The sequence below is a fragment of the Aliiroseovarius sp. S2029 genome (assembly GCF_023195575.1).
Taxonomy (GTDB): domain Bacteria; phylum Pseudomonadota; class Alphaproteobacteria; order Rhodobacterales; family Rhodobacteraceae; genus Aliiroseovarius; species Aliiroseovarius zhejiangensis.
Map to the genome: position 1 here is coordinate 345,143 of NZ_JALPQE010000002.1, position 17,606 is coordinate 362,748.

Annotated in this window: 11 protein-coding genes and 1 tRNA gene; 6 read left to right on the forward strand and 6 right to left on the reverse strand. The window is 61.8% G+C overall.

Going from position 1 to position 17,606, the window contains the following annotated elements:
* Positions 1-12: 12 nt before the first annotated feature.
* Positions 13-744, reverse strand: a complete 732-nt coding sequence (locus MUY21_RS06355; RefSeq protein ID WP_248409492.1) for a SprT family zinc-dependent metalloprotease — start codon at positions 742-744, stop codon at positions 13-15.
* Between the two features lie 129 nt (positions 745-873).
* Between MUY21_RS06355 and MUY21_RS06360 the strand changes: the two genes are divergently transcribed.
* The 3 genes from MUY21_RS06360 (at position 874) to MUY21_RS06370 (ending at position 3,711) form a co-directional block, all read left to right on the forward strand.
* The gene (locus tag MUY21_RS06360) at positions 874-1,194 is read left to right on the forward strand and encodes a TIGR02300 family protein (protein WP_248409493.1); all 321 of its coding nucleotides are present in this window, start codon (positions 874-876) and stop codon (positions 1,192-1,194) included.
* A gap of 97 nt (positions 1,195-1,291) precedes the next feature.
* Positions 1,292-1,367: transfer RNA gene (locus MUY21_RS06365), tRNA-Ala, on the forward strand.
* Between the two features lie 238 nt (positions 1,368-1,605).
* Positions 1,606-3,711 carry an OmpA family protein gene (locus MUY21_RS06370; RefSeq protein ID WP_248409494.1) on the forward strand — a complete coding sequence of 702 codons (2,106 nt, stop codon included), beginning with the start codon at positions 1,606-1,608 and terminating at the stop codon, positions 3,709-3,711.
* Positions 3,712-3,767: 56 nt separating this feature from the next.
* On the opposite strand, the gene MUY21_RS06375 is transcribed toward MUY21_RS06370, so the two are convergent.
* From MUY21_RS06375 to MUY21_RS06385, 3 genes are read right to left on the reverse strand one after another with little or no spacing between them, the layout of a single operon-like run.
* Complete coding sequence (locus MUY21_RS06375; protein ID WP_248409495.1) at positions 3,768-4,868, reverse strand: hypothetical protein; 1,101 nt, start codon at positions 4,866-4,868, stop codon at positions 3,768-3,770.
* Positions 4,865-8,257 carry a D-Ala-D-Ala carboxypeptidase family metallohydrolase gene (locus MUY21_RS06380; protein WP_248409496.1) on the reverse strand — a complete coding sequence of 1,131 codons (3,393 nt, stop codon included), beginning with the start codon at positions 8,255-8,257 and terminating at the stop codon, positions 4,865-4,867. Before MUY21_RS06380 ends, MUY21_RS06375 begins: the two co-directional genes overlap by 4 nt.
* 23 nt (positions 8,258-8,280) lie before the next feature.
* Complete coding sequence (locus tag MUY21_RS06385) at positions 8,281-10,497, reverse strand: C1 family peptidase (protein WP_248409497.1); 2,217 nt, start codon at positions 10,495-10,497, stop codon at positions 8,281-8,283.
* A 246-nt stretch (positions 10,498-10,743) separates the two neighbouring features.
* Here MUY21_RS06385 and MUY21_RS06390 point away from each other — a divergent pair, with 246 nt between their 5' ends.
* The 3 genes from MUY21_RS06390 to MUY21_RS06400 are packed head-to-tail and all read left to right on the forward strand — an operon-like array spanning position 10,744 to position 13,299.
* The gene (locus MUY21_RS06390) at positions 10,744-11,499 is read left to right on the forward strand and encodes a carboxyltransferase domain-containing protein (RefSeq protein WP_248409498.1); all 756 of its coding nucleotides are present in this window, start codon (positions 10,744-10,746) and stop codon (positions 11,497-11,499) included.
* Positions 11,496-12,542: an urea amidolyase gene (locus MUY21_RS06395; RefSeq protein ID WP_248409499.1), complete on the forward strand. Its 1,047-nt coding sequence runs from the start codon at positions 11,496-11,498 to the stop codon at positions 12,540-12,542. Before MUY21_RS06390 ends, MUY21_RS06395 begins: the two co-directional genes overlap by 4 nt.
* A complete protein-coding gene (locus MUY21_RS06400; RefSeq protein ID WP_248409500.1) occupies positions 12,526-13,299 on the forward strand; it encodes a 5-oxoprolinase subunit PxpA in 774 nt (257 codons plus the stop codon). Before MUY21_RS06395 ends, MUY21_RS06400 begins: the two co-directional genes overlap by 17 nt.
* A 10-nt stretch (positions 13,300-13,309) precedes the next feature.
* Here the strand turns inward: MUY21_RS06400 and MUY21_RS06405 are convergent, their stop codons facing one another.
* Together MUY21_RS06405 and MUY21_RS06410 are read right to left on the reverse strand one after the other, a co-directional pair.
* Entirely contained in the window at positions 13,310-16,429 is a 3,120-nt protein-coding gene (locus MUY21_RS06405; protein ID WP_248409501.1) for an efflux RND transporter permease subunit, read from the reverse strand.
* Complete coding sequence (locus tag MUY21_RS06410; RefSeq protein WP_248409502.1) at positions 16,426-17,571, reverse strand: efflux RND transporter periplasmic adaptor subunit; 1,146 nt, start codon at positions 17,569-17,571, stop codon at positions 16,426-16,428. Before MUY21_RS06410 ends, MUY21_RS06405 begins: the two co-directional genes overlap by 4 nt.
* Positions 17,572-17,606: the final 35 nt, after the last annotated feature.

The window sequence follows — 17,606 nt, forward strand, 5'->3', positions numbered from 1 at the left end:
CTGCCCCAGTGATCAGTCGCGAAAACGATAGCGTTGCAGGTCGCCACCATGGTCGCGCAGCCATTTGCGCGGGGCCTTGTAGTCCGGGCAGATCACCGCGACTTGCGCCCAGAAGGCGGGGGAGTGATCCATGTGCACCAGATGCGCGACCTCGTGCGCGGCGACATAGTCCAGCACCGGTTCGGGGGCCATGACCAGCCGCCAGGAATACATCAGGTTGCCCTGCGAACTGCACGAGCCCCAGCGCGAGCGCGTATCGCGCAAGGTCAGGCGGCCAAAGTCGCGGCCCACCCGCGCGGCATAAAAGTCGCTGGCGCGGGCCAGCCGGTCACGTGCCTCGCGTTTCAAAAGCGCCTCGATCCGGGCGGTGGTCTGGCGGTCGTCGCCTGGCGGCACAAGGATCTTGCCGTCACGGATCCGGGCTGCGCGCAGGGGGGCCTTGCAAATCAGGTGGGGCTGGCCAAGATATGGCAGGGTGGCACCGATATGTGGGCGCTGCTCGGGCTTGGTGTCGGCCAAGTGCTTGCGAATCCAATCGGCCCGTTCGTTGACGAAACGCACTGCCTCGCGACGCAAGGCACCATGCGGAACGGTCAGGGTTACGCGGCCATCCAACTTGGACACCCTGAGCGACAGCCGCCGTGCCCGTGCCGACGGGCGCAACAGGACGGACACATCAGGGTTGCCCCCAAGGTCAATCCGTTCGGCTTCGGTCAGCCGACCTGCCTGTTTCGACCAGAACATGCGGTCCCTTTTATCCTTACAAATGCCCGGCGATCCGCCCATAAGGGGAAAAGCCTTTGACACCTCTGCACACATGTGGCAGTTGGCGGCAAATCTCGCACGACTTAGACAGAACGGAAAGGGTTTTAGATGCCCAAGGAAGAATGGGGCGTAAAGCGTGTCTGCCCCACGACTGGTAAACGGTTTTATGACCTGAATGCCGACCCGGTGGTCAGCCCCTATACGGGCGAGGTTGTGAACCTCGAAACTGGCAAGGCGTCGCGCACGATGGTGGCCGACAAGGAAGACAAGGCAACAATGAAGGACGATCTGGTCGATGACGCAGATGCAGTTCTTGAAGATGATGAAGATGTCGATGTCGATCTGGGTGACGATGTTCTGGACGATGACGACGAAGAAGATGTGTCCTTGGACGAGATCGCCGATGTCGCCGCGGATGACGACGACTAAGCGGTACTGAAATTTTGGCAAAGGCGCTTTTTTAGGCTTGAACCCCAAAGCGCCTTTGCATAAATACCGCGCATTGACGGCGGAAACGCCATCGGATGGGGCCTTAGCTCAGTTGGTAGAGCGCTTGCATGGCATGCAAGAGGTCAGCGGTTCGACCCCGCTAGGCTCCACCATTCTTTCTCACATACATTCCCGACGATCCTGTGAATGGGTCGGTCAATCATCACATATGCTGCTGAGCGGCAATGTGCTTGACGCCTGTGCCGGTGGGCGGTTTGTCGCCGTATTGTCGTGATAACCCCTTCGTTCATCGTCAGTCCCGGTCACCAACTGTCTTGTAACGGAACTCAACGCAATGTGCTGCGTTGAAACAGGAATGATTTATCGAACACGACCAGTTGGAGATCGCAGATGCGGAAAACTTGGAAATCGACGACGGCCTTGATCGCCACCTTGTCCCTTGCCTTCCCCACGCCCGGTGTGGCTCAGGCCAAGACCAAGGGCGAGGTTCCGAAGTTCATGTGCATGGATGGGACCGAGACGCCTTGTGAAAAGGGTGTGAAGAAAATCAAATCCGACAAGATGATTTGTGAAGACGGCGCACCCTTGCCTTGCGCCGAAGGTGTGCACGCCGTCCCGAAAACCGCAATGATATGCGACGACGGCACAGATCTTCCTTGTGCTGACGGTGTTGCCGCAAGCCTGCGCCCCGAAATGGCCGAGCAGTTGGAAGCCATGCGCAAAGGTGTCGTGACCGAGGAAGCGGTCGAGGCTGCTCCGGCCCCGACTGACACGGACGCCCCGGCTGCGGAAGCGGAAGCCGAGACGAACACAGAGACGAACGCTGAGGCCGCTGTCGAGGCCGACGTCACCCAAGAAGCTGCCCCGGCAGAAGCGCCTGCCGAAACCCAAACGACTGCTGAAGCCGACGCACCGGCAGAGGAAGCGCTGGCAGAGGAAGTACCGGCAGAGGAAGTACCGGCAGAGGAAGCGCAGGTAGAAGAAACGCCCTTGGAAAACGCGGAGGCTGCGCCAGCCCCGGAAGCTCCAGCGGAAGAAGCACCTGTCGCTGAACAAAGCCCGCAAACGGATGAGATCGTTCAAACCGAGCAGGCTGCCGATGCCACTGCCGAGGCCGACCCCGCACCCAGCGACGAAGCTGCCGCTGGTTCCACGCCTGCACCGGGTGGCGACGCTGTCGCCGTCGAAGCGCCCGAGGCTGACGGGCAGGCCGAAAGCGCGACCGAAGCAGATGCCAACGCTGACGCAACCGCACAAGACGGCACCGCGTCGGTTGCCGATGACACGACGGCCGAAGCACCTGAAAGCGAGTTGACCTCGGAAGAGGAAGCGGCGTTGGCTGAAGCCTTGGCCGAAACTGAAACCGTGGAAGAAACCGAGGAGCAGGCAGAGCCGGTGCCGGACCTTCCCGTCCAGCCCGAAGCTGAAAGCGGGGAAGCCCCTGTGGCCGCCGCCGCCAATGCCTCGGCAGATGCCGAAGCCGACGCAGAGGTAAGCGAAGAAGTCGTGACCGAGGAAACGGCCCGGTCCTCGGACGAGGATTTCGCGACCAAGATCACCGAAGCACCGAAAGACGCGTCCGAGAACAATCCGGACGCCAAAATGTCCGATGACAAGGAAGGTGGCCTGACCAAAGGCGAGAAAGCCATACTGCTTGGCCTTGGGGCCGTGGCGGTTGGTGCCATGTTGTCCAACAACCGCGAAGTTGCGCTGAACTCAGGCGATCGGGTTGTGGTCAGCCGTGACGATGGCACCTACGAGGTTATCAAGGATGACAACGCGTTGTTGCGTCAACCCGGCACGAAGATCCGGACCCAAACCTTTGGTGATGGTTCAACCCGCACGACCGTGATCCGCCCTGACGGCACCGAAATCGTGACCATTCGCGATCCTGAATACCGCGTGCTGCGCCGCGTTTACGTTGCCGCTGATGGCACGGAAACCATTCTGATCGATGATACTGTGGACGTGGAGCCGGTCGACGTGGCGTCGCTGCCTGCCCCGGCTCCGCAACCTGAACTGACTGCTGATGCGGACGAAGAGGCATTGCGCGCCGCCCTGGCACGTGAAGCCGAACTGGACCGTCGATTCAGTCTGGCTCAGATCCGCCACATTCCTCAGGTTCGATCCCTGGTGCCGGTGATTGACCTGGATGCGATCACGTTTGAAACCGGCTCGGCCGCGATCCGCCCAGATCAGGCCAGGTCTCTCGCCCGTCTGGGTAAGCTGATCCAGAGCTATATCGAACAGGATCGAAACGAGGTGTTTCTGATCGAAGGTCACACCGACGCAGTTGGTGCGGCCGCCTACAACCTGGCCTTGTCAGACCGCCGCGCCGAATCCGTGGCGCTGGCGCTGACCGAGTATTTCGATGTGCCGCCGGAAAACCTGATCGTTCAGGGGTACGGCGAGGAGTTCCTGAAGATCGAAACCCAGGACGCTGAACGGGCAAACCGCCGCGCCAGCGTGCGCCGGATCACCCAGTTGCTGCGTTAGGCGCTGACTGCCTTGCACAAATTTCTCACCCGTCCGCTTCTTGCGGGCGGGTGTGTTTATTGAAACACGGACAGGTCAACGAAGGATCCGATGGCGCTGGCCAGGATCGGCGACGCGATGGCGATCATGGATTTGAACGCGTCCATGCTGGCGATGCGTCTTATGTCGAACCCCTCCAGCCTGCGGCCGAGTGTGGTTTCACCAACTGATGCGCTGGCCTGTTTGAACCGTTCGATCCGCACCTTCAGGATCAGGCTGACCGGCATATAGAACGACAAAATCAGCACCGTATAGGTGACGCCGCGAAACATCGACAGCGAACTGACCACCTGATCATGCGCGTGGCGCAGGTCCGGGTCGGCGATCATCGGGCCCGGCCATTTCATCCAGGACAACATCAGCACCATTCCGGTGGTCAGAAGCACACCGGCGCAATACAGGTATCGCTGGGTGCTTTCCTGCGCGTTTTGCAGGGTCATTGCCTCGGAAATCAGCGCGGATTTGCTGCGGCGGTCAAGGCCCACGGGTTGTGCCAGTGACAGGACCATGCCAGCGATGATCGCGGCGGCGGCCAGCGAGGTCAGGATATTGACGTGATCCAGCAGGTATTTCATGGCAAAAAACGCGCCCATACCGTCGCAGGCGGCTTCAAGCGCACCCCCCGGAAGGCAGCCGGGCAGATTGCCAATGCCAAGCGCGGTGTGAAACAGGTCTTCACCCAGCAGCGACTGGCTTTCGAAACTGGCAGGCATCCAGTCCGGTTCGAACGTCGAAAAGCTGAGCGAGACAAGGATCACGCCGACAATACCGACCAGCGTAAAGCAGATCGATCGCTTCGTGTGGCGCGCATAGAGTTCGAACGAGAACATGGCGATCAGTGTGATCGTTACCGCCACGAACAGAAACAGAGCCGCAAGAAACTTGTAGCGCCCGTTCAGTTCGATCAGCGGGGCCATCGGCGCAAGCTCGACCCCCGGCAGCAACAGGCTTGTGTCGCCGAATGTGCCCAGCAGGTATTCGGACGCGGTCAGTACCGCCACCGGCAAAAGCAGGATCAGCAGATACCGTGGCGCAATCTGCAACTTTGCTGACATCACCGGTTGCGGCAACGGTTCTGCATCGCCCTGCGGCGGCGTTGGAGTGGGCGCGTCCGTCATCCGATGTCGATATCCGCGATCAGGGTTTTGCGCGTGTCCGACAGCTTGTCGCGAATGATCTCGCGCACATCGGCATAGATCGTCGGGCTGAGCGATACCTTTTGCGCGGACAACCAGTATTCAAGTTCGTTCTTGCCCCAGGACACGAACAGGATGTTCTGCTTCTTGTCATTGAAGGTGAAGTTGAACGCCCCCAGCGCCATCGAAATCACATCGCCCGACGCTTCGGCGCTGCCGATCTGGAAGTTGCCACCAGTGGATGATGAGGTTTCGAAATCGAACAGTTTAATTTTGCCATCATCTACCGCAAGACCGCGCAACGCCTCCATCGCGCTTTCAACGATCTTGAACTGGTTGCCGGTCGCCACCTGCGCCAGCGTGGCCAGGATCACCTTGTCGAAACTGCCATTGCCTTTCATCTTCTGGCTGGCCTCGAACGGGGCGGCTTCGCGCGTCCAGCCCATCAGGCTGAGCATGTCCATGTAAGTTGCCTGCCAAGCCTCGCGGTCCTTCACCGGGTCAGCCTTTGCGTCCGCTGCGCGCTGGGCAAAGAGGGTCGAGAGAAGCACATCCTCTTTCTGGCTGGGGGTCAGGTTCTCGACGAACGAAATCACGCTGGAGGCATTGACCGCCGCTTGCAGCGATTGCTGGTGTGCGGCGTTTTCCGAGGTCGGATCGAAGTCGTCGCCCGAGCGGCTGACCGGATCGGCAAAGGCCGAACTGCGCGATTTGGCGCCCGGAACGGAGCGTGGTTTCGCCAGCATGGTCCCGATCAGGATCGCGATGCGTTCGGCCAGGTCGCGCGGCTCGCGTTTCTTCAGGGGCGATGTACCGGACAGTTTCGTGTCGCGAAACGCGGGCGGCCAGGTGGCGTTCACGCCGCGCGTGTCGATATGGGTGAAACTGTTGTAGCGCCCAATGCCGCCGGTGAAGAACCCTTCCTTGTCGCGCAGCCAGCGCAAGGCTTTCGCCGCTTCGGGGGCGGGCATGCCGGACACTTTGAAGTCCAGCGCGCAGAATTTCATGTGCTGGCTTTGTCTGGCGCCACCGATACAGGCATTATAGGCCGGGCCGCGATAGGCGTTGGTGATCGCAATGGGCTTGCCGATCCGGTCGCGGAAATGGTCCAGAGCCTGCGCGGTCTTGGCGATATTGGTCCACAGCGCGCGCGGCGGATAGGTGTTCTTGCCCTGACATTTCCCGCCGGGGGTGGAGTGCCCGCCGCCAAGGATCAGGAACTCATCCGTGCTGAAGTTTTTCAGACGCAGCGACCGGATAAACCCGTCGAAATCCGCGTAATCAGCCCATTCCAGCGCGGCTGTCGCACTGCGAAACCCAGCGCCTCGGGTTTTGGCCGACAGGATCGCGTCCACCTCGGCATCTGGCAGAAGATCGTTTTCATCGCCTTCATCTGCGTCCTCGGCCACGGTGGCTGGCGGGGCAGAACGAGATTTCGTGGCGCTGCTGCAGGGACTGGCCGCCATGCCTTCGGGTTGCAACGTAAAGGGCCGGTCCAGCACGAAATTCGGGTCGCGCAAAAGCCGCTCGAACAGTTGCGGCGTCTGGCTGTCGCTGCCGATTTCTTCGTCAATGGCCGTGCGGAAGGCGCGGTAGTCGCCGCTGAACCGCCCGTTATCCCAGACCTTCAGAAGCGCGCCGGTGAAAGCGCCGTTTTCCGGCCCGTCCATCGCATATTGCGTGTCCTTGCAGGCGCCAAGGTTCAGGACGGACGCCTGAATCGGGCCGCTCAGCGGCGCGGTCATCACGCTTTCCTTCATCGCGCTGTAAGATTTCGAGGCTTTGCGATACGCCGCTTCATTGGCCCGCCACACCCTGTCCTCGACATAAAGCGGCATGGCGCGGATCCGTGGATCCTGCGGCATGGCCCGGCCGAACAGTTCGGCCGGTGCGGTGGGGCCAAAACGCGCCATCGACCCGGAATGGCAGGTGTCGGGCATGATCAGCACCCGCACACCGTCCTTGAACTTGGTCCACAGCATGTAAAGCTCATCATCGGCAATCTGGAAATCATACAGGCACAGGGTTTCGTCCATCCGCTGGCTGTCGTCGTCGTGGTCCTCGTCCTGATTGAAATCAGGCACCCGCCCGCCATGACCCGATACGGTGAACAGGAACATATCGCCCGGTGACAGGTCTTTCGCGGCGCGTTCGATCTGGTCGACGACGTTTTGCCGGGTGGCGTCGCGGGTCAGCAGAAGCTGGGGTGTGAAGCCCTCGGCCTCGGCGATGGTCCGCATCGCCAGGGCGTCGGCCTCGCAGGCGGTCAGTTGACCGTCCCAGCCGTCATAATGGCCGGGGTCCACGGTGTTGACACCCACATGCAGGGACATGCCCTTGGCGGGACCACCTGCGATCAAGGGCGGGGTTTGAAGGGCGCGAGACAATTCGGTGGCGGACCCGAACGGGCCGCTGATTACCTTGGGCGGGCCGCTGCGGGCATTGGCGATGCGATTGATCTCGCGCTCGAACTTGCGCGCCACATCGCCATAGCCTTCGCCGGTCGGGTGCAGCCCGTCAAACCAGCGGTGATTGCCCACCACGCCCCGGCAGTCGATATAGGTGACATGCGGCATGGAGCGTGCCAGCCGGCGCAGGCGACGGTTGAACTGGTCCATCATCTCGGCGGCGATGGCCATTTGCAGGGCGCGGTCGCGGATGCCCCGGCTTTCCATCGGTTTGCCCAACCACTTGTCCTTGTTGGGCACCGGATAGTCATAGCCGTGGCACAGGATGCTGACATAAGGAAACTTCTGATGCACCTGCCGGAACATCCGGCCATAATGGCCAAGCGCGTCATCCAGAAGCGCCTGGAAGGACGGCAGCAGATAGTCGGCGGGGGCAAGGTCAGGGTCGAACGCCTCAAGATGGGCAGCCAGCGCGCCACCGGCGACCAGATCGTTGCCACCACCGGACAAAAGCAGGATCTCGGCACCCGTTTCTTCCAGCGCACGGATGTATTCCTGCTGGTCCGCCATCCGTTTCAGCAGATCCCCCGCCGCGCCCAGAGAATAGACCGCGTAAGTGTGCATAAGGTGGTCGATCGTGTCCCGCAGGCGGATTGGATACTGGAACCAACTGTCACCTTCGGACACGACAATTGGCCCGTCATATCCCCGCGCCAGCTTTTGCTGGAACACATTTCTGCGGCTCATCCGCGCAAACCAGTTGGCCGAGTTCATCAGGGCCGCCGTGCGCTGGGCCGCATTCGGCCCGCGTGGGATCTGAACCGTCGCCGGGTTCAGTTTGAATTTCGGAGAAAAAGGACCTGATCGTTCCTCGTCCAGTATGAAATACTCGGCGAAATCGCCTTCATCGGCGTTTATGTCCGCCATTTTCGACATCAGTTCTTCGACGGTGATCTTGGTCACGGTTCTTCTCCTTTATGCGGCGTTCAGTGTCCCTTTTCCTGAAATCCTCGTATGCATTCGAAAATGCTGTTGGTGATGGTGGGGTCGTCGTTCAGGACCGATTGGGGGATGCGGTCCAGATCGTGTTTCTGTGCGGCGATCCGGTTCAACCGGAACACGGCGTTCTGCACCGGAGAGGCAGAGCCGTCCGGCACCCCGGACATGCCCAGGAAAGGGCGCGGGCGCAGCAGATAGGGGGCTTGGGTGTCATCGGCATTGCGCGGCAGGGGGTATCGGTCTTCAAAGGCGCGCGACACCAGATGCAGGATGGACTTGCCATAGGCGCCGAAATTCACCCGCTCCTCCAACTCGGGCGTCGGCACATAGACGCGGGCGCGGGGTGGGGCTTCGTATTCCAGATATGCTTGCACCACCGGCTTGCGCGATGATGTCTTGCGCTTCTTCTTGCCCTTGGCTGCGCCGTTCATCACGTTGATCAGGGGCACCAGACGCTTCTTTGCGCGCGGCATTCCGATGGCCGGATGGATCAGGTGCAACGTGTCGAACCGGTCCATGCCGCCGGGTTTCAGGGATGCGGGATCAAACCAGTGTGTTTTGTGTGCCAGAAGCGACAGCATTTCATGCACCACCAGCGCGCCGGCCCCTTCCGCCACGATGTGCAACTCGCACCCGGTGTTTTTCTTCAGGTCAAGCAGGTCAAACAGCAGATCGCCGACAAAGCCGGTCTTGATCTTGTCCAGTTCCTCGTTCTCGAAATCCTCGTAGGGCAGTTCTTCCGTGCCACGCAGCGCCCGCCGGGCACCCAGTTCGATGTCGCGCCAGAACGCCCGCCCCACACCGCGCACCCGGTTTTCGATCAACTCGTCCAGATGGGCTGCGTTTTCGCCGGCCTGTTCTTCGCAACTGTCAAACAGGCTTTGCAGCACCTCAAGCGACTTTTCAACGAAGCTGTTGCACCAGAAAATCGTGTATGGATACAGGCCCAGATCCTTGATCAGCGTCTTGCGACCGACCGCGTCGGCAAAGGCGGGTTTGATCCCTTCCAGACTGCCCGGGATCCAGATCAGGACGCCGCGATACTGATTGTCTTTGTTGGCCGGGTCGGCCTTCGGGTCCAACCGCTCGGACAGGTATTCACGGGTGCGGGTCCAGCCGTTCTTGAAAGACGGATATGACCCGGTCGCTACGTGATAGCCATCATCCAGATGCATGTAGTGACCCACCAGCTCAAAACACGGGGTCGATCCGGACTGGATCGGGCTGCCGTCGCCCTTGGTGCCTTTCTCGCCCACCGATGCACCGAAGGCGGAGGGCGCGAACACGCCCAGCCGCAGCACCCAGCTGTCGACCACATTCTGCGCCCAGTCGGCATAGGACCACAGGGCAATTCCGGCCTGCCCCTGATAGCCACCCCATTTCGGCCCCCAGGAGTTCAGGACATGGAACCCGTTTTCGTCATAACCGGTGATGACGAAGGCATGGGTGCCGGTCTTGCCCAGGGCAGGGGGCCAGATGATCCGCCCACCGTTGTCCGGCGTTGCGCCCAGCCAGCCGTCATGCACATTCGCCGTGGTCAGGATCGCCTCGGCATCGTTCAGGGCGGCGTGAAAATGGTTCAGGATTGACGCCAGTCTGAAATACGCGCCCAGCCCGATCTCGCGCGCTTTCTTGGCCTGCCCGACGGTGGTAAACCTGCGCCCCTTGTCCGGCCCATCGGTCAGGTAACATTCGCTTTGCCAGCGCCCTTCGTCGGTGCTCGCTTCCCCAAACGGCCAGTCGCGACAGACCCCGTGGTGATAAAACCCCTTGATCGCGGATCTGAGCGTCAGGATGCCTTCTTCGGCCGTGACCTCGCCGTTTTCCAGTTCGGGATAGCGGTCGTGAAAGGACGCCATGCGATACAGCATATCGGCGCTGACAATGTCTTTCTGCACCTCGGACAGATCTGGTTTGGGCGCGTCGCTGATGCTGGGCGTGCGGCGCAGATGTTGCAGATGGCGCTGAATGTCGATCAGGTTGGCCAGCGCAAACCCCACGCAGCGCCCGCTGTTGCCCTGGTTGCGCGCGCCAAAGATCGGCACCTGCAACCCTGTGCCGGGATCAGCCGTCAGCAGGCGCGGGTTCAACGACACCGTGTCCCGCAGCACCGTCAGATTGGGCACATAATCCTGATCACGCAGGTCCACCCAATCGGCGCGCACGCCGGTATCCTTGATCAGGGAACGCGCAAAACTGGTCATCGAAACAACCGTCCCTCACAAACCAAATTGGTATTAAAAATCAACTAAACTAAGAAATAAGAATGCTTTACTCTATCAGATTATTGTGCCGAATACAAAAACACTCTGTTTCCTGGCGGATACCGGCCCGAGGGACAGGCAGGGCCATCCACTGTGCCTCATGTCAGGTGGTGGCATTTGGGGATGTCATCCGGTCGGGGATGGCGATAGGTTTTCCGTTGATCGATACCATGCGCCGGAGGGGTCTTGACGCAGCCTGTTTCAGACGAACAACAGACGAACACGCCCGTGATCTGCACGGCCGGGGTGGATGGGGTCGTGGTGCGCTTTGCCGATACGCTGAGCGAGGCTGCGAACCGGGCCGCGCTGGCCTTTCGCGCCGCGGTCGAGGCTGCGCAGTGGGGCGGGGTGCAGGAAACCTCGTCGTCGCTGGTATCAACCTTTCTGCGCGTTGATCCGCTTGTCGTGGACCACGATGTGCTTGTGAAAGACCTCCGAACCCTGCTGAACAGCCGTGACTGGTACGCGGCCGGACTGCCCGAGGGTAGGCGCCTGTGGCGTATCCCTGCCGTGTTCGGCACGGACCTTGCCCCGCAGCTTGCCCAGGCCGCCGCGCAGGCCGGCATGAGCGAGGATGAGGCCGTTGCCTCGCTGACGGCGACACGGTTGCGGGTGCAGACCATCGGCTTCGCGCCGGGTCAGCCCTATCTGGGCACGTTGCCCGACGCCTGGGATATCCCCAGACAAAGCCAGTTGACCGCACGGGTACCCGAAGGGGCGCTGGCGGTGGCGATCCGACAGCTCGTGCTGTTCTCGGTTCCGACACCGACGGGGTGGCACCACGTGGCACAGACCGCCATGCGCCTGTTCCAGCCGGAAGCCCCGGACCCGTTCCTGCTGCGCGCGGGTGACGAGGTGCAGTTAACCCCCACCACGCCCGAAAAATTGCACCAGATGCGCCGGGATCCGAAGGGCGGCGCGACCGTAACGGTGATCGGATGAGCGAGGGCATCAAGGTATTGTCGGCCGGGCCGGGTGTCACCGTGCAGGACAGGGGGCGCCCCGGATGGCTGAATGCAGGGCTGTCCCGCGGCGGGGCCGCCGATCCGCTGGCTCTGTCCGAGGGTGCCGCACTTCTGGAACACTCCGACGATTTGCCCGCACTTGAAATGGCCGGGATGGGCGGCGCATTCGTGGCCCAGACCAATCTGCGCCTTGCCCTGACCGGCGCCCCCATGCAGGTGACGTTGGACGGCGAACGGCTCGCCTGGAATGCCAGCCATCACTGGCCCGCTGGCGCGCGTCTGTCGGTTGGCGGCACAGTGTCGGGTGGGTACGGATACTTGCATGTGGGCGGCGGCTTCATGGGCCACGCGCAATTGGGCGCGTGCTCGGTGCATTTGTCGGCGGGAATCGGGCGGGCGGTGCAGGCGGGCGACGCGCTTGCGGTGCGGTGCGATCCGGGCGGGCCGGTTGACCTGGCGCTGCCCGTCGAAGATCGGTTCAACGGCGGCATCGTGCGGATTGTCGAAAGCCTTCAGACCCACCTGTTTGCACAGAACGAACGCGACAGGTTCACGGCCACTACTTTTCGTCGCGACACACGCGGCAACCGGATGGGTCTGCGACTTGTGCCGCCGGAGGGCGGGTTCCACATCGACAGCGGTCGCACCATCCTGTCCGAGGTGATCGTGCCGGGGGATATCCAGATCACCGGCGACGGCACGCCCTTTGTGTTGCTGTGCGAATGCCAGACCACCGGCGGCTATCCCCGCATCGGCACGGTCCTGCCCTGCGACCTGCCCATCGTGGCCCAGGCCCCGGCAGGGGCGCCGCTGCGGTTCCGGTTCGTCGGGTTGGACGAGGCGACAGCTGCCGAGCGCAAGGCCGCGTCGGCGCGCCAGACCCTTGTGAGAAACCTCAGACCTTTGATCCGCGATCCCCATACGATCTCTGATCTGCTATCTTATCAACTGATCAGCGGCGTCACCGCAGGGTATGCCGACATCGGCGAGAAGGAAGACACAGATGGCACGGGCAATTGATCTGAATGCAGATATGGGCGAAGGGTTCGGGCCCTGGTCGATGGGGGATGACCGGGCACTTCTGGACATCGTGACCTCGGCCAACATCGCCTGCGGCTTACATGCCGGGGATTGGGACGTCATGGCCGCTACGATGAAGAATGCCGTAGCCAAGGGCGTCGGCATCGGCGCACATCCGGGATTTGCAGACCTGCATGGTTTTGGCCGACGTCGGATGGACCTGCCGCGCGAGACATTGCAGAATCTCGTGCGCTACCAACTTGGGGCGGCGCAAGCGATGGCGGCGGCGGCCGGCGGGAAAGTGCGCCATCTGAAGCTACATGGCGCGATGGCAAACATGGCCGCCGAAGATGCAGATATGGCGCGCGCGTGTTACGAGGCCGCGCTGTCCATTGCGCCCGATCTGATCATCATGGTGCTGGCAGGAACTGCACAACAGGGCGCCGCCCATGACCTTGGGTGCGCGACGGCCTGCGAGATATTTGCCGACCGTGCGTACAGCGACGATGCAACGCTGGTTGATCGCAGCCTGCCGGGCGCGGTGATCCACGACCCCGATCAAGCGGGTGCACGGATGGTCGAGATGGTGCGCGACGGCGCGATCATCACCGAAAGCGGCAAGCGCATTCCGACCCGGATCGACACGATCTGCCTGCATGGCGATACACCAGCCGCCGTGGCAATTGCCACTCAGGTGCGGCAGGCCCTTCAGGACAGCGGGATCCGGCTTTCACCTTTCAAGGGCACACCCGTTTAGCGGCTAGTAATCACTCGGCGGGTTGCGCAGCCCCTTTGGCGACCGCCCGTGTCGCGCGCTTCTCGCCCAGCACCAGCATTGACGGCGTGACGATCAAGGTCAGCACGGTTGCAAAAACCAGCCCGCCCGCGATGGCACTGGACAGTTCGGTCCACCACTGGGTCGATGGCGCACCATAGACGATCTTGCGCGTGAAAAAGTTGATGTTAAGGCCAATCACCATGGGCATCAGACCCAGTGCCGTCGTGACCGAGGTCAGCACCACCGGGCGCAAACGCTGCGCGCCAGTGCGCAGCGCGGCCTCATAGGGCGACGCGCCCGCAGCTTTCAACTCGTTGTAGGTGTCAATCAAAACGATGTTGTTGTTGACCACGATCCCCGCCAAGGCAATGACCCCGATCCCGCCCATGACGACGCCGAAAGGCCGCCCGGTGATCATCAGCCCCAAAAGCACCCCCGCGATGGAAAAGACGATGGCCGACATCACCACGAAGGCTTGCCAGAAGCTGTTGAACTGGGTCAGCAGGATCAGGAACATCAGCCCGATGGCCGAGAAGAAGGCGGCAATCAGAAAACTCATCGCTTCGGCCTGTTCTTCCGCTTCGCCGCCGAATTTGACTTCGACGCTTTCGGGCATGTCGATCCTGTCCAACTCTCCCTGCAGGGCCAGGATCTGGTCGTTCACCAACACGCCCGGTTCCACATCCGCCGAGATCGAGATGACGCGTTCCTGATCAATCCGCGTGATGACCCCGCTGCGCGGTGCAGCCTCGAAGGACACGAAATTCGAAATCGGCACCAGCCCGGCGCTGGTTGGCACGCGCAGGTTCTGCAATTCGGCAAGGGTGCGGTCGACGGCAGGGAAACGGACCACTATGTCCACCTCGCCATCCGTGTCGGCGGGACGATAGTTGGCGACCGTGATGCCCTGGGTCAGAAGCTGCACGGCCTGCCCCAGGATTGCCACATCGGCGCCGGCCCGCGCGGCCTCGGACCGGTCGATTGCGATCTGCCATTCCACACCGGGCGAGGCGCTGGTTTCCACGATATCGGTAAAGCCCCCCAGCCGTTCCATCGCGTCGACCAGCAACGCGACCCCTGCCTTCTGATCCTCCGGCGTGTTGGACGCCACCTCAAGGTTCACGGGCTTGCCACCGCCGGGACCGGCCATGGCGGTCTGAACCTGAACGTCGATGCCGGGAATGGTGGCGACATCGGCGCGGATGTCCTTGGCGATGGCGGCCACGGGCCTGCGCGTGTCCCATTCGGCCAGTTCCAGTTGCAGAAATCCGATCGCGTCGCTGCCGTCGCGCCCGCCACCCGAGCGGGCATAGATGCTGGCGATCTCGTCATAGCCTGACAGCTTGGCCTCGACCTGGCGCACCAATGCGTCCTGTTCATAGACCGAGAAGTTGTCCTTCGCGCGCACTTCGACCTGCGCGTAGTCCGGTTCGACCTCGGGAAAGAAGGTCAGGCCGTTGCCCAACGACCCGTAGGCCGCGAACGAGGCGACCAATGCGATCACCGCAAAGCTCAGCGTGACGCCGGGGCGTTTGATCGACCATTTCAGAATGTTGACATAGACCCCCATGAAACCGGTCATGCTGCGCGGATCGCCGCGTTCGGCGGCATAATGCTGGGCCTTCGATTTCGCCGATTGGCGTTGCTGCTTGCCGATCAGACCGCCCACGACAGGTATGAAGATCAGCGCCATGAACAGGGATGCCGCCAGTGTGATAATCACGGTGATCGGCAGGAATTTCATGAACTCGCCGACCGTTCCCGACCAAAACAGCAGTGGGAAGAAGACGCACAAGGTGGTGGCGGTCGAGGCGATGATCGGCCAGGACATACGCTTGGCGGCCTCGGCATAGGCCTGTTTCGACGACTGTCCTTCGTGCAGGTAGCGATCAGCCAGTTCAACCGTCACAATCGCCCCGTCGACCAGCATCCCGACCACCAGGATCAGCGAGAACAGAACCACGATATTCATCGTGTAGCCCATGAAATAAAGCCCAGCGACCCCGGTCAGAAAGGCACCGGGGATCGCCAGCCCCACCAGCAGGGACGACCGCAGACCCAGCGCATAGACCACCACGATCATCACCAGGATGATGGCGGCAATCACGTTCGCCTCAAGGTCCGACAGCATGGATTTCACCTGCTCGCTTTCATCCAGCGTATAGCTGATATGAACGCTGTCGGGCCAATCCGCCTGCGCTGTGCCGATCACCTCGCGCACTTCGGCCACGGTTTCGATGATGTTGGCGCCGACGCGCTTTTTGATCTCGAGCGCAAGCGCGGGCTGGCCGTCGATGCGGGCGAACCCGTCGGGGTCTTTGAAGGTGCGTCGAATGGTGGCGACATCGGCGAAGGTCACGACCGTCTGGCCGCGCACCAGCACCGGAAGCTCCATCACATCCGCCATATCCTCGATCAGGCCTGGCACTTTCAGCACAAGCCGCCCGGCTTCGCTTTCGATGGCCCCGGCGGCGATCAACTGGTTGTTGCGGGTGACCGAGCCGATCAGCTCTTCAAACGTGATGTTATAAGTCTCGAACACCGTGGGGTCGATCAGCACTTCCAGCAATTGTTCGCGCTTGCCGCCGATGTCGACTTCAAGCACCCCGGCCAGGGCTTCGATGTCGTCCTTCAGATCATCCGCCAGGTCGTTCAGGGTGCGTTCGGGCACCGGGCCGGACAGGATCACGGTCAGGATCGGAAACAGCGCGGTGTTGATCTCGGTCACCGTCAGGCGCGCGTCCTGCGGCAGATCATTTTCCGCCTTGTCCGCCGCTTCGCGTACCTTTTGCAGCGCCTCGTCCGCGTCGAAACCCGGCTCAAACTCCAACTGGACACTTGCATGGCCTTCGCTGGCGGTCGCGGTCATGGATTTCAGCCCGGTGAGCGAGGCGAACTCGGTTTCCATCGGGCCGATCAGAACATCCTCGGCATCTTCGGGCGAGATCCCTTCAAGCCCGGTCGAGACATAGACGATCGGGATCGGTATCTCGGGATTGCTTTCCTTGGGAATCGCGTAATAGGCAAAACCGCCGATGGTCAGAAGGAACACCAGCAAAAGCTGCACCACTTTGCTGCGATTGAACGCGGCTGTGATCAGCGGTTTCATTGCGTGACCTCGGCCGTTTCCGGGGCCGGCGTCGCCGGGCGCGGATCGACCGTGTCGCCTGCGTTGACGAAGCCCTGACCCACCGTGATGATGTCGGCGCGCTCGGGCAGGCCAGTGATCCAGATGCCGTCGGTCTGGGCGCGCACGATCGACACCGGCACGAACTGGACGACATCGTCCTCGGTCACGATCTTGACGCCCAACTCGCCATCCGTGCCCAAGGATAAAATCGCTGGCGAGATGAAATGCCCCCGTGCGCTGCCGGTCGGGATGGCGATGCGGGCGCTCAACCCGGCGGGCATTTCGCTGTCGGGATTGTCGACGGTGATTTCGACCCGGAAGGTGCGGGTCTGGCTGTCGGCATTGGCGCCAATGAAGGCAACGGTGCCGTTGCGCACCTCGCCGGTGATGAATGAGACCTGGGCCACCTGGCCCTTCTTCAGGCGAGACAGGGCCTGTTGCGGCACCTGCACGACGATCGACAAGGGGTTGTTGTCCAGAACCTCGGCCACCACATCGCCGCTGTTCACGAACTCGCCTTCGTCCAAGGTCAGATCGTTCAGGCGCCCGGCAAAGGGCGCGCGGATCACGGTGTTTTCCAACTGCTCTTTTGCAGCAGCAACCGCGGCTTCGGCCGAGGCTTTGGCCGCACGGGCCTGAAGCACGCGATCTTCGGTGGTGATGCCGCTGCGCTGCAGGGATGTGGATTTTTCAAGATCACTGGTGGCCTGGTCAAGCTGCGTTTGTGCCTGAACAAGCTGGGCTTCGATGGTGGCGGCATCAAGCCGCCCGATTTCCTGCCCGGCCGACACAAGGTCGCCGCGGTCGGCCGAGACAGACACGACCTCGCCGCTGACCTTGGAGGTGATCATTGTGTCGCGATCCGGGATTGACTGCCCTTCCGAGAACAGCACAAGCTCTACATCTTCCGCTTCGGACGGCATCACCGCCACGGCCACGATGCGGGCGGCGGGTTTTTCTTCGGTTTCTGTCGCCGGTTGCGAAGGCAGGATGTAGCCGCTGCCCATCCAGCCCACCAGAACCAGCGCAAACAGGGCCGCCAACCATTTCGACCAGCCAGCGCCCGGATCGTCCTGAAACTTCAGCTGCCCGTTCAGATCAGGCAAGATGTCCTGCGGCATGTTCCTGTCCTTGTCAGCCCGTGCCTTAGCCCCGT